The 13,419-nt window shown below is 33.0% G+C and carries 10 protein-coding genes; 6 read left to right on the top strand and 4 right to left on the bottom strand.

Annotation, left to right across the window (positions count from 1 at the left end):
* Window position 1 precedes the first annotated feature (1 nt).
* The 3 genes from J8L88_RS21635 to J8L88_RS21645 all read left to right on the top strand — a co-directional run bounded on the left by J8L88_RS21635 (window position 2) and on the right by J8L88_RS21645 (window position 2,322).
* Window positions 2-664: a PolC-type DNA polymerase III gene (locus tag J8L88_RS21635; protein WP_211061822.1), complete on the top strand. Its 663-nt coding sequence runs from the start codon at window positions 2-4 to the stop codon at window positions 662-664.
* A 70-nt stretch (window positions 665-734) separates the two neighbouring features.
* Window positions 735-1,514, top strand: coding sequence for a hypothetical protein (locus J8L88_RS21640; protein ID WP_027393938.1), 780 nt, complete (start codon window positions 735-737; stop codon window positions 1,512-1,514).
* A gap of 28 nt (window positions 1,515-1,542) precedes the next feature.
* Complete coding sequence (locus tag J8L88_RS21645; RefSeq protein ID WP_211061823.1) at window positions 1,543-2,322, top strand: hypothetical protein; 780 nt, start codon at window positions 1,543-1,545, stop codon at window positions 2,320-2,322.
* Window positions 2,323-2,368: 46 nt separating this feature from the next.
* Here J8L88_RS21645 and J8L88_RS21650 read toward each other — a convergent pair whose 3' ends face one another.
* Window positions 2,369-2,566, bottom strand: a complete 198-nt coding sequence (locus J8L88_RS21650) for a cold-shock protein (RefSeq protein ID WP_027393936.1) — start codon at window positions 2,564-2,566, stop codon at window positions 2,369-2,371.
* Window positions 2,567-2,649: 83 nt separating this feature from the next.
* Window positions 2,650-2,907 carry a hypothetical protein gene (locus tag J8L88_RS21655; RefSeq protein ID WP_027393935.1) on the bottom strand — a complete coding sequence of 86 codons (258 nt, stop codon included), beginning with the start codon at window positions 2,905-2,907 and terminating at the stop codon, window positions 2,650-2,652.
* Window positions 2,908-3,100: 193 nt separating this feature from the next.
* On the opposite strand from J8L88_RS21655, the gene J8L88_RS21660 reads away from it, so the two are divergent.
* A complete protein-coding gene (locus tag J8L88_RS21660; protein WP_211061824.1) occupies window positions 3,101-5,050 on the top strand; it encodes an alpha-amylase family glycosyl hydrolase in 1,950 nt (649 codons plus the stop codon).
* Between the two features lie 86 nt (window positions 5,051-5,136).
* Here the strand turns inward: J8L88_RS21660 and J8L88_RS21665 are convergent, their stop codons facing one another.
* Both J8L88_RS21665 and aspS read right to left on the bottom strand, forming a co-directional pair.
* Complete coding sequence (locus J8L88_RS21665; RefSeq protein ID WP_027393934.1) at window positions 5,137-6,921, bottom strand: chloride channel protein; 1,785 nt, start codon at window positions 6,919-6,921, stop codon at window positions 5,137-5,139.
* A 65-nt stretch (window positions 6,922-6,986) separates the two neighbouring features.
* Window positions 6,987-8,735, bottom strand: coding sequence for an aspartate--tRNA ligase (gene aspS / locus J8L88_RS21670; protein WP_211061825.1), 1,749 nt, complete (start codon window positions 8,733-8,735; stop codon window positions 6,987-6,989).
* 245 nt (window positions 8,736-8,980) lie between these two features.
* Between aspS and J8L88_RS21675 the strand changes: the two genes are divergently transcribed.
* Both J8L88_RS21675 and J8L88_RS21680 read left to right on the top strand, forming a co-directional pair.
* Window positions 8,981-11,983 carry a SusC/RagA family TonB-linked outer membrane protein gene (locus J8L88_RS21675; RefSeq protein ID WP_211061826.1) on the top strand — a complete coding sequence of 1,001 codons (3,003 nt, stop codon included), beginning with the start codon at window positions 8,981-8,983 and terminating at the stop codon, window positions 11,981-11,983.
* A gap of 29 nt (window positions 11,984-12,012) precedes the next feature.
* A complete protein-coding gene (locus J8L88_RS21680; RefSeq protein ID WP_247666529.1) occupies window positions 12,013-13,386 on the top strand; it encodes a RagB/SusD family nutrient uptake outer membrane protein in 1,374 nt (457 codons plus the stop codon).
* Window positions 13,387-13,419: the final 33 nt, after the last annotated feature.

The raw sequence follows: 13,419 nt of genomic DNA on the forward strand, positions 1-13,419 counted from the left end.
GATGAGTTTATGGTCTCTAAATAGAAATAAAGAGCTTCCAGATTTCTGGGATAATTATCTTTCACTTTTTGAAAATCGTTTTCAGAGAAAAACTATTGATGAGGTTAGGTTTGTTGCATTTGATACAGAAACTACTGGCTTTGATTATAAGGATGATAGGATTCTATCTATTGGATGTGTTGCAATTAATAATGTTGCAATTGACGTGGCAGATCAATTGGAATTATATCTAGAACAAGATGTTTTCAATTCTGATACAGTAGAGATTCATGGGATTCGAAAGAATAATAATTTTGATACGATATTAGAATACAGAGCAATTGAGTTATTCATAAAATATATAGGAAACGCTATATTAATTGCACATCATGCAGATTTTGATCGCAGAATGATAAATAGTGCCTTAAAGAGGCATGGGTTAGGGACATTAAAGAATAGGTTTTTGGATACTGGAGTACTTTTTCGGAAAACTAAACATATCGTATATCATACCCATAGAAAGCATCTTCATTATAGTTTAGATGAATTATGTGATGACTTAAAAATATCCAAAAGCGATCGACATACAGCCTCTGGAGATGCTTTTATTACTGCAATAGCTTTCCTTAAAACGATAGCAAGATTAAAAATTCTTAAAACGGATAAGCTGTCTAATCTGTTTTAAGATTAAGGTGTTTAAACAATACTTGCAACTGTTTTTATAGATCTCAGTCTTTTTTATAGAATCAATCAAAATGCGAAAAGAACTATATGTTATTATTTCTTTAGTGAGCTCTGTTGGCTTTTCTCAAGATAATGAGATTTTAAGAGGTAAAATACTCACAGATACGATTCATCAGAAGTCGGTAAATATTATAAATATTAGCCAAGGTATAGGAACAATAAATGATAAAGTTGGTTTTTTTGAAATAAAAGCCAATAAAGGGGATACGATCATTTTTTCATCAGTCCAACATTACCAAAAATCACATATAGTTACTAAACAAGATCTAAAAAAAGCGAATCTAACTATACAATTAGAGGTTAAAGTAAATGAATTAGACGAAGTCACTATTTCTCGGTATAATCTTTCAGGAGAGCCTAAGGAGGATATAAAGAAAATTGAAACAATTGAGGATAAATTACCAATGTTTAATGCAAAACTATTGGATACTACTCCTTTTGTACATGAAAAAGGTGCTGCAACTGTTAGAAATACAACTATTGATCATAGAAAAAATGCTACCGCTTTTAATTTTATAGCTACAGGTAGGATGATTGCTAGTCTTTTTAAGAAAAAGAGACCTAAAAAAGTAGTTCGTATTCCAAAAGTGTCAGATTTTTATAATGGTGATTTTTTAGTGAATGAATTAGAAATACCTGAAGTTGAAGTGTATAATTTTATAGATTATCTAAATCAAAAAGTAGAAACAAAAGAGGTGCTAAAAACAAGAGATGAGTTAAGGATATTAGAATACCTAATTAATCAAAGTAAAGATTTTAATACTAAAATTCTACGAAAAGAGAAAAACTGAAAATGTATTACACTATTTGAAGAAACAAATGCAAAAAAATATTTTCCACCTCTTTTTTTTGATCTCTTTATTAAGTTTTGGCCAGAATAACTCTTGGTTAGAAGGAAGAATTGTTGTAAAAACATTAGAATTAGAAGCAGTTAATATTGTCAATCTTACCAAAGAGATAGGTACTATTAGTAATGCATTAGGATATTTTAAAATAGAGGCAGAACCAGGAGATCAAGTTGTGTTTTCATCAATTCAATTCCAATTAGAAAAGCTTGTAATTACTAAAGAAGATTTACAATCGGATAATTTTACGGTTTTCTTAGAACCAGAGGTTAATGAATTAGATGAAGTAAGAATATCAGAGTATATTTTATCTGGAGATATACAAAAGGACATCCAAGAAATACCAACATACGAGGATAGATTACCATTGTGGAATGCAGCTCAGATCAAGAAAATGAGGATTGTTTGGCAAGATGATGCCCAATCACCAGTAAAAAATATCGCTTTAGGACAGGGAAGTAGCCAAGCTTCGCTATCGATTGATATTGGAATATTAATTAATCTAATATCCGGAGCTTTTAGAAATAAATCGAAACAGATTGAATCTAAAGCCCAAATAACAGATTTTTATAAAGAAGAGTTTTTTATAAAAGAATTGGAAATACCCGAAACAGAATTTTATAATTTTTTGGATTTTTTAAATGAAGAGAAAAGTTTAAAAACTGTTCTTAAAACAAATGATGATTTAAAAGTTTTAGAATTTTTAATAATGCAAGTAGAATTGTTTAAGAAAAAGTATAATGTAAAAGAATAAAAAAGGCGCTATGATTAGCGCCTATGAAACTTAGAAGTTTTTTATCTTAACCATGAATTACGCGAACCTGAGCTGCAATAATTCCTTTTCTTCCTTCTTCTTCTTCATACTCTACTTTGTCACCTTCATTAAGCGCTTCACCATTTAATCCTGAAGCGTGTACAAAGATGTCCTTTCCTGTTTCATCGTTGGTAATGAACCCGTAACCTTTAGATTCATTGAAAAATTTTACTGTTCCTTCCATTGTAATAAGATAATATTATGAAACATAAAGGTAACTTTTAATGCAAAAAGATTTGTTATTAAAATGTAAATATTTGCATAATTTTAGTTTTTGTCAGTTTTTTCCTCTTTACCGTGATCTCTCATTTTTTGAAGGTTTTCTTCAGTTAACATATAATCTTTAACCTTTTTATCTTTCCATCTGTGATATATGAATAAAGGCATTAATATAAAGGAAGCACCTAAGATTCCGAGACCAACCCATTTGTCTCCTGTAAGATGATCTCCAGAGTTTTTATGATAATAACCAATAGCGACTAGGGCGACTACTGCAATGAATAATATTCTAATAACATATTTCATCTAAGAGTTTTTTTTGGTGATTTAAGTACAATTTATTAACAATCAAAGGTTTTCGTAAAAAAATCATCTAATAGTTTTATAAAACATACGTTTTCTAAGATCTAAGGTTTAAATGCGCTCTAAAAGCTTTTAGACCTCAACAAATTAAACTTATACGTATATCAAACACAAACAAAACTTAAAAAATCACACAATGAAAAAGAGTTTACTAATTGCAGTAACTTTAATGCTGTATTTCTACAGCGCTAGTTATGCACAATCAGAAAGGGATTTGCCATTTGTATGGGAAAACGCAACAGTATATTTTGTTCTTACGGATCGTTTTGAAAATGGTGATCCTTCTAATGATATTTCTTATAGTCGACCACAAGATGGACCGCCACTAAGAAATTACGAAGGAGGAGACTTATTAGGCTTAATTAATAAAATAGAAGAAGGATATTTTGATGACCTTGGCGTAAATGCTCTATGGATTACACCGCCAATTGAAAATATTTATGGATCTGTTCCAGGAGCCGGATACGGTTTTCATGGATATTGGGCAAAAGACTGGACCAATATAGATGCAAACTTAGGAACCAATGCTCTTTTTGGAACTTTTGTAGATACTGCGCACGAGCATGGAATTAGAGTGTTGTTAGATGTTGTATTGAATCATGTTGGCCCTGACACAAGTACAGATCAAAATCAATCATGGCCGGATGAGTGGGTGCGAAGAGATCCTGATTGTAATTTTCAAGGTCCTAATGGTACAATACCTTGTGAGCTAGTAGATAACTTACCAGACATTAGAACTGATTCTAATGATAATGTAAGCTTGCCAAATTGGTTATTAGAGAAATGGAATCAAGAAGGGAGAAGAGAACGAGAAGAAAATGAACTGAATGATTTTTTTAATAGAACAGGTAAATCTAGATCTCCAAGAAGTTATATCATTAAATGGCTCACAGATTATGTTAGAAAATATGGAGTAGATGGTTTTAGAGTAGATACTGTAAAACACGTAGAAGAAGCTGTATGGAAAGAGTTGGAGGCAGAAGGTATCATTGCCTTAAGAGAATGGAAAACTAACAACCCTAGCAAAAAGTTAGACGATCTTGATTTTTGGATGACTGGAGAAGTCTTTAATTATAATGCTCCCACAATGGGAAGAAATTTTACAGGAGATGGTTTTAATGTAGATTATTATAACAATGGGTTTGCAAACTTAATCAATTTCGAGTTTAGGTTTAATGCGGATGAAGGTTTGGAAAGTATTTTTAGTAGATATGATAATCTATTACAAAATCAATTAGGAGAAGGAAAAAGTGCAATGAATTTTTTAACCAATCATGATACTGAAGAAGTGTTTGATAGGAATAGACAAAAGACTTTTGAAGCTGGTACCAAATTATTATTAACACCAGGGCCAGCACAGATATATTATGGAGATGAAACTGCTAGAACACTTACTCCAGGTGGTGGTGCTACAGGAGATGCTACATTACGCTCTAATATGAATTTTGATGAACTTACTAATCCGAATTCTGTTGCTTCGCTAACATTAACACATTATCAGAAAATTGGTAAGTTTAGAAGAGAACATATTTCTGTAGGAGCAGGAAAACATACAAAACTACAAGACACTCCTTATACTTTTAAGAGAGAATATGATAAAAATGGCTTTCAGGATAAAGCTCTTGTCTACACGGGTAATGATAATGACTTTGCTGGAGTTTTGGATGTATTTGGGATGTGGGAAGATGGAACAGAATTACAAGATTACTTTTCTGGATCGTTAGGAACAGTTACCAATGGCACTGTTAGTTTTGGAACAAGTTTTGGATTGGTATTAATTAGCGAGCCTATTTCTCAAACTTTAGGAGTAGATACGATTGATTTACCAAATCTAGCTTTTGCAAAAGTTTGGCCAAATCCTTTTACAAACTCTGTAAAAATTTCTTTTCCAATGACTAATGTAAGATTAAAAGATGTGCAAGTAGAAATATATAATATTCTAGGAAAAAAGGTAATGAGTAATGATGGAGTAGAGGTTCAAGAGAATATTATTAGTATAGAAACGCCTAATCTGGTTCAAGGAATGTATTTGATAAAAATAATTTTGGATGGACGGAATGAAATTGTTCAATTAATCAAAAAATAACATCTCTTTTTTTTGATGTTTAAATCCCACTAAGAATTTATCTTAGTGGGATTTATTTTTATTATCTAAATTCTTTGAAAAGGTATTTATCTAGTGAAATTAATAAGTTTTCTTCGATAAGCTGTTAATAATTTTGATTTGGAAATAAAACCATAATACCTTCCGTTTTTAACTACAGGAAGATTCCAAGCCCCAGTGTCTTGAAATTTCCGCATTGCAGTTTTTGCATCGTCCTCTTCATAAACAATCATAGTTTCTAGTTGGGTCATCAACATAGCAACGGTAGTTTTATGGTAAAGAGAAATATCAAACATAATATCTCTGATATTATCTAATTTTACAATCCCTAATAAAGTATTAGATTCATCAACAACAGGAAATAAATTTCTATTGGATTTAGCAACAGCTTCACTGAGTAGATGTTTTAAAGTATGTTCAGGATTAACAGGAATGAAGTTAGTTTCGATACAATCATCTAATTTCATAAGCGTAAGAACGGTTTGATCTTTATCATGTGTAAGTAATAACCCTTGTTCTGCAAGCTCTCTTGTATAAATATTATGCTCGATACTATTTTTTGAAATAATGAATGATATAGCTGTTGTAATCATCAATGGTACAAATAATTCATAACTAGAAGTAATTTCAGCTATAAGAAAAATAGAAGTAAGAGGAGCGTGTAATACACCGGCTATAAGGCCAGCCATTCCTAATAAAGTAAAATTGGCTTCGGATACTTGAATACCAATACCGAGATTATTGATTATTTTGGAGACTACATTGCCTAATGCGCTGCCCATTACCATAGTGGGGATTATAATCCCTCCAGAACCACCAGCACCAAATGTTGCCGTCATCGCAATTGCTTTAAAAATTGTTATACCTGTAAGCAAAGCAATGATCATCCAGATGTTGTCTGTCATGGTATCAAAAGGAGTATTTCCAATAGCTGCAAGGTGATTTCCATTTAAAAGATCATTAATAAAACTTAATCCTTCACCATAAAGTGGTGGAATAAAATATAGCATGATACCAATAGCAAAACCACCAATAAGTAAACGATGAATTTTTTTAGGAAAACGATCGAAAAAATGAAGAATTCCGAAGTACATTTTAGTAAAATAAATAGAAGCAACTGCTGTTCCAATTCCGAGAATAATGTAAAAAGGAGTATCGTAAATATCAAATTTTTCTAGAACATCAAAACTGAACAATACTTCATCTCCTAAAAAGAAATAAGAAGTGATAATCGATGAAACGGAAGCAAATAATAATGGTAATAATGAAGTTAAGGTAAGGTCAAGACTAAATACTTCTACGGCAAATACTAAACCGGCAAGAGGAGATTTAAAAACAGCGGAAATCGCTCCTGCAGCAGCACATCCAATTAATAAAAAACGCGTTTTGGTGTCTAACTTAAATAATGAGCTAAGATTTGAACTTAATGTAGAACCCGAGCCCACAGCTGGGCCAAGTAATCCTACAGAACCTCCAAAACCTACAGTAATAGGAGATAGAAGGAGTGGTAAGTAACCACTTAATGGTTTTATTTTTCCATCTTTTTTAGAAAGAGAATATAAAATCATTGGAATAGCAGATTTTACACTCTTTTTGACTATAAATTTTGTAATAATGTAAACGATCAGGAGCCCAATCATTGGAATAATAAAATAAAAAGATGTTTGCCATGAGATAATATCACTTTCCAAAACTACCTGTATTAGGTGTGTAATGTTCTTAAGTAAAAGAGAAATGAGACCAGCACAAAAACCAACAAAAACACTTAAAATAAGAACAAAGTTTTTATTGGAGATATGACGATATCGCCAAATCAAAAACCTATGTAGTAGCGTCTTTTTTTTAGCTGGCATCTATGGATATTCAAGGTTTAGATTAAAGGTAATAAAAAATCCCGCTTTCGGCGGGATGTTTTATTTTATAAATCTAGTTTTATGTTTAATTCCTTGAGTTGTTCTTGATCAATATTAGCAGGAGCGTCTATCATTACGTCTCGACCACTATTATTTTTAGGGAAAGCAATAAAATCTCTAATGGTTTCCTGACCTCCAAGTATCGCTACCAATCTATCAAATCCAAAAGCTATTCCTCCGTGTGGAGGAGCTCCATATTGAAAGGCATCCATTAAGAAACCAAATTGTTCTTTTGCTTCTTCGGGAGTAAAACCTAGATGGTCAAACATTAATGCTTGCGTTTCTTTATCATGAATACGGATAGATCCACCACCAATTTCGTTACCATTTAATACCAGATCATAAGCATTTGCTCTAACATCACCTGGTTTAGTATCTAAAAGAGGTATGTCTTCTGGTTTTGGAGATGTAAAGGGGTGATGCATTGCATGATATCGTTCTGTATCTTCATCCCATTCTAAAAGAGGGAAATCAACTACCCATAATGGAGCAAATTCCTCAGGATTTCTTAATCCTAATCTTTCTGCCAGTTCCATTCTTAATGCACTTAACTCTCCTCGTACTTTAGTTGCTTGCCCTGATAGTACACAAATAAGATCTCCAGGTTTTGCACCAGTAGTTTCTGCCCACTTGGATAAATCAGATTGGTCATAAAATTTATCCACGGATGATTTGTAACTTCCATCTTCATTACATTTTACATACACCATTCCTAGTGCTCCTACTTGTGGACGTTTTACCCAATCTATTAGTTTGTCAATTTCTTTTCTAGTATAAGAAGCTCCTCCGGGTACAGCAATTGCAACTACTAATTCGGCATCATTAAAAACTTTGAATTCTTTATGTTGAGCTACTTTATTTAGTTCTCCGAATTTCATTCCAAAACGGATATCTGGCTTATCATTACCATACGTTCTCATGGCTTCGTCATAAGTCATTCTTGGAAAATCAGTAATGTCCTGACCTTTAATGTCTTTAATTAAATGACGAGTAAGTCCTTCAAAAATAGTAAGAATATCCTCTTGTTCAACAAATGCCATTTCGCAGTCAATCTGAGTAAACTCTGGTTGTCTATCCGCTCTTAAATCTTCATCTCTAAAACATTTTACAATCTGAAAATATTTATCCATTCCCCCAACCATCAATAGTTGCTTAAAAGTCTGCGGAGATTGAGGTAAAGCATAAAATTGACCTTCATTCATACGAGATGGAACAACAAAATCTCTAGCTCCTTCTGGGGTTGATTTTATCAAATAAGGCGTTTCTACCTCTATAAAACCATCTTCTGATAAATAGTTACGAACTTTCATAGCAACTTGATGACGAAACATCAGGCTATTTTTTACAGGGTTTCTTCTTATATCAAGATATCTATACTTCATTCTGATATCTTCACCTCCATCAGTTTCATCTTCAATGGTAAAAGGTGGAACTAATGCTTCATTTAAAATTTGCAATTCTTGCACTAAAATCTCGATATCACCAGTAGGAATATTTGGATTTTTAGATTCTCGTTCTATTACAGTTCCTTTGACTTGTATTACAAATTCTCTACCAAGAGTTTTTGCATTTTCCATAACATCAGAAGGAGTGCGTTCTTCATCAAAGATCAATTGGGTTATTCCATAACGATCTCTTAGATCTACCCATATCATGAATCCTTTGTCTCTTACTTTTTGGACCCATCCAGATAAGGTTACTTCTTTATTGATATCGGAGGTGCGTAATTCACCACAAGAATGACTTCTATACATAGTTGTTTGTTAAGGCTGCAAAAATAAGAAGTTTAATATTAATTGTAATTGAGTTTCTTTGAAAATGAATAGTATAATTAGTAATAATTTATCTTAAAAAAGACTACGTATTTACTGTATAATATTTACGGTTTTAACTTATAACTTACTGATAATCACTGTTTTCTAAACTAACATATGTTAGTTTTAACTTTTTTTTATAAGAATGTTTTAATAGATTTAACCAAACTTATAAACAAATCATTATGAAAAAACAAACACAAACTAGCAAGGGGCTTTTGCTATTCTTGTTTTTCTTTCCTGTCATGCTTTTTGCTCAGGAAACTATTACCGGAAAAGTAGTTATTGAAAGTACCGGTGAAGGAGCACCTTTCGTAAATATTGTAGAGAATGGTACGAATAACGGTACTGCCAGCGATATTGATGGTAATTTTTCTATTACCGTAAATTCATTACCGGCTCGATTAAGAGTATTTGCTCTTGGTTTTTCGACTAAAATAATAGATGTTTCTCAAATTGATAATATCACGATTCAAATTAGTGAATCTACAGAATCATTAGAAGAAGTTGTGGTTACTGGATTAGGTTCATCTATAAAAAGGGCTAATCTCGCTAATGCTGTTTCTACCGTATCTTCCGAAGAGTTAGTTGGTAATACTGGACAAACAACTGTAGACGGTGCATTATATGGTAAGGTAACAGGTGTTAATATTACCGCTTCTTCCGGAGCGCCAGGAGGAGGTACTGCATTAAGGTTAAGAGGTATATCATCGATTAATGGAAATAATCAACCACTATTTATAGTAGATGGAGTATATATTAATAATGTAGAGGTACCTTCGGGGCTTCGTTTTGCATCGGGAGCTAATAGAGAGAATGAAGAAAATGCTGGAAACCGACTGGCGGATATAGATCCCAATGATATAGAAAATATTGAAATATTAAAAGGGGCTTCTGCTGCGGCAATTTATGGAACGAGAGCAAATGCTGGGGTAGTAATTATTACTACTAAAAAAGGAAAAGGTGGAAAAACTAAAATTAGATTTAGTCAGGATACAGGGATCAATGTTATACAAAATAGACTAGGATTGCGTCCTTGGACAGCTACAAGTGTATTTGATGCATTTTTTACACCTAATCCAGATGATCCGGAGGCTGAAGCAAGATCAAGAGCTGCGGCAGAAGCAGAAGTTGCTGCTTTTAACAATGCTATTCAGAACGGTGGATTGATTGATTATGAAGATGAAATCTATGGAAATGTAGGTTTTATCTCAGAAACAAAATTAAGTGCTAGCGGAGGTAATGATAAGACTCGGTTTTATATAGGTGGTTCTTACCGTGATGAAGAAGGGATTATCCAAAGGACAGGTTTTGATAGATTTTCTATTCGAAGTAATATAGATCATAAAATCTCGGACATTTTCGATGTTTCTTTATCCTCTAACTATGTAAGAAGTAATTCTAGTAGAAGTTTTACAGGAAATGAAAATGAAGGGGGATTAAGTTTTGGTTATACTTTAGCATTTACTAGACCTTGGAATAATTTATTTCCAGATGCAGATGGTAATTACCCTAACAATCCAAATTATCCTGGAAATCCAATTTTTGTTAGAGATCAAGCGAAAAATGAAGATTCTAATAATAGATTTATTCAAGGGGTCAAATTCACCACTAAATTACTAACTAAAGAAAATGATAGAGTAAAATTTGTAGTGAATGGAGGAGTTGATTATTTAGCAAATGAGACTTACGTATATGTTCCTGAAACACATCAGGCTCAGGTGGGGAATCAAGAAGGTTTTGTTGCAGAAGGAAGAAATAATTTTACTCAGTTTAACCTATTAGCACTGGCCGTATGGGATCATACCGCATTAGAAGGGGATTTTAATCTTACCACACAAGGAGGAGTTAGTTATTTAGAACAACAAGCAAATTTAGTAAATAGTAGAGGGTCTAATTTATTTGGAGGACAGACTAGTGTTGATCAATCTGTAAATCAGGTTATTGAACAAGAAAGATCAAATCAGAAAGATTTTGGTTATTTTGCTCAAGTCGAAGGTAATTATAAGGATCAAATTATAGCTACGTTAGGATACCGTTTCGATAAGTCTACATTAAATGGAGATCAAAACAAGTTCTATGGCTTTCCTAAAGCTTCTCTTGCTGTAAATGTAGCAAATTTTGGATTTTGGAATATTGAAGCAATTAATCAATTAAAAATAAGAAGTGCTTATGGAGAAACGGGATCATCTGCTGCTTTTGGTTCTATATACACAAGATTGGAGCCAAGTAATATTGGAGGTAATGGAGGTCTTGGTGTCGAATTTAGAGGAGATGAAGATATAGAACCAGAAACTTCATCCGAATTTGAGGTAGGTTTAGATCTAGGACTATTGGATAGTAGAATTTCTTTTGAAGCTTCTTATTATAATAGAAAAGTTAGCGATTTGATATTATCTAGAAATGTACCAGCTTCATCTGGTTTTACTACTGAAACAACAAATTTAGCAGATTTGGTAAATCAAGGTTTAGAATTAGCGGTAAGAGGAGATGTTTATAGAAGTGATAATTTCTTTTGGAATACTGGAATTCAGTTTTACTTTAATAGATCGGAAGTTACCCGTTTAGACGTTCCTGCATTTGCACAACCTGGTGCTGGTTTTGGAACTGGTTTAGGTACCTTTTTTATTGAAGAAGGACAACCTGTAACACAGATTGTTGGTAATATAGATCCAGATGGAGATGGCCCATTAGAAGCAAGTTTAAAACAAGTAGGAAATGTGGAGCCAGACTTCCAGATGGCATTTAATAACCAGTTTACATTATTCAAACAAATAGATGTTTCATTCTTATTACAATGGAAAGAAGGTGGAGAAAACCTAAATTTATCTAGATTCCTTACCGATTTAGGACAGACCTCGCCGGATTTAGAAACTCCAGAAGGACAAGCTAGATTGGGAACTGCTGCCAATGCTGAACGTTTTATAGAAGATGCGGGATATGTAAGACTAAGAGAAGCATCGATTTATTATAGATTCCCTTCAAATATTATAGAAGGACTTTTTGGAGAAGTAGTGGAAGGTATAAAACTAGGAGTATCAGGTAGAAACTTATTTACAATTACTGATTATAGTAGTTATGACCCTGAGGTTTCCGTAAATGGAGGAGCAGGTTTATCTAGTGGTATAGAGGTAACTCCTTTCCCTAGTTCGCAACAATTTTACTTCCATTTAAATGTTAATTTTTAAAATAAGCGATAATGAAAAATAGATTAATAATGAAAACGAAATATCATATGATGCTTGTTTTACTGGTTTTGGTAGCAGCATCGTGTTCTTTTGATGAGGATATAGATCCTAATGGGCCAAGTCTTGAAGGTGTAGAATCTAATGCTTCTTTACGACAACTTAATGAATTAATAATTGGAGTTCAAGCTAGTTCGAGAGAAGGTCTTGGTATAGAAACAACGACTAGTGGTACGTTAGCAAGAGAGCTATATTTATTTGATGCAGATCCTAGAAATACGGGTGATTTATTAGGGAAAAATGGAATTCAATTGGATAATAATTCTTTTTATAGTACCGCTCAGTTTGTTGGAAGTTATAGATGTATCAAAAATGCAAATGTCTTATTAGAAGCATTGGATAACACACAGGTTATAGAGGAAATGGATAAAAATGGATACCGAGGTTTTGCTAAAACTTATATTGCATATGAGCTTATTCAGATTTTGAAATCCTATGGTACGGCAAGAATTGATGTAGCAGATCCGGATAATCCTGGTCCTTTTTTAGAATTTGATGCCGCACTTGTAGAAATTAGAAACTTGTTAGACGAAGCTGAAAATGATTTAAGTGGATTTACTTCTTTAGATCAATTCTTATTCCCTATTTCAGGTTTTGGTAATTTAATAGATACATCGGGTGAGATGGGAGATGATGTACGTGATGATAATAGTCAAATTACTATTGATGAATTCATTTTATTTAATAGAGCTGTTGCCGCCCTTGCTGCAGTATATGCAGGAGATGGAACTAGTGCTCTTTCAGAATTGTCAAACTCTTATTTCGATCTTATGGGAAGTTTAACCAATGGGCCTAAATATGTTTTTGGATTAGGAGCTGGAGATCTACCTAATGGTGTTTTTCGTTCACCTTCAACATCCGCTGAGGAACCAAATAATGCGGATCAGATTATTGTTCACGATAGTTGGATAAATGATGCTGAAGCAGGTGATACACGAGTAGCATCTAAAGCAGCGGTTAGGCCAACGCCAAGTGCTCAGGATGGACTCAATGGAACACATGAAACGAGATTATATGCATCGAATGTAACACCAATTGACATTCTTAGAAATGAAGAACTAATTTTAATATATGCAGAAGCGAGTATATTAGCAAGTAATTTACAAGATGCAGAGGACGCATTGAATGTAATTCGTAATGCAGCCGGTTTAGTAGATTATGCTGGTGCTCAAACATCAGGAGATCTAACAACGGAACTTTTAAATCAAAGACGTTATTCTTTATGGGCAGAGAATCATAGAATGTTTGATTTAAAAAGATATGGATTGTCTAATACGTTACCTATTGATAGAGCAGGAGATCAAGTATTTAATGTTTTACCAATACCTTTGTCAGAAAATCAATAATCATTTTATATTATTTTGAAATTAGAAACGCCG

Source organism: Aquimarina sp. MMG015 (genome assembly GCF_018100855.1).
In the GTDB taxonomy this organism is placed as follows: domain Bacteria; phylum Bacteroidota; class Bacteroidia; order Flavobacteriales; family Flavobacteriaceae; genus Aquimarina; species Aquimarina latercula.

Excerpts from the sequence above, each read along its gene's own strand:
- J8L88_RS21635 (WP_211061822.1), top strand. The coding sequence starts at position 2 with ATGAGTTTATGGTCTCTAAATAGAAATAAAGAGCTTCCAGATTTCTGG.
- J8L88_RS21640 (WP_027393938.1), top strand. The coding sequence starts at position 735 with ATGCGAAAAGAACTATATGTTATTATTTCTTTAGTGAGCTCTGTTGGC.
- J8L88_RS21645 (WP_211061823.1), top strand. The coding sequence starts at position 1,543 with ATGCAAAAAAATATTTTCCACCTCTTTTTTTTGATCTCTTTATTAAGT.
- J8L88_RS21650 (WP_027393936.1), bottom strand. The coding sequence starts at position 2,566 with ATGGAAGGAACAGTAAAATTTTTCAATGAATCTAAAGGTTACGGGTTC.
- J8L88_RS21655 (WP_027393935.1), bottom strand. The coding sequence starts at position 2,907 with ATGAAATATGTTATTAGAATATTATTCATTGCAGTAGTCGCCCTAGTC.
- J8L88_RS21660 (WP_211061824.1), top strand. The coding sequence starts at position 3,101 with ATGAAAAAGAGTTTACTAATTGCAGTAACTTTAATGCTGTATTTCTAC.
- J8L88_RS21665 (WP_027393934.1), bottom strand. The coding sequence starts at position 6,921 with ATGCCAGCTAAAAAAAAGACGCTACTACATAGGTTTTTGATTTGGCGA.
- aspS (WP_211061825.1), bottom strand. The coding sequence starts at position 8,735 with ATGTATAGAAGTCATTCTTGTGGTGAATTACGCACCTCCGATATCAAT.
- J8L88_RS21675 (WP_211061826.1), top strand. The coding sequence starts at position 8,981 with ATGAAAAAACAAACACAAACTAGCAAGGGGCTTTTGCTATTCTTGTTT.
- J8L88_RS21680 (WP_247666529.1), top strand. The coding sequence starts at position 12,013 with ATGAAAACGAAATATCATATGATGCTTGTTTTACTGGTTTTGGTAGCA.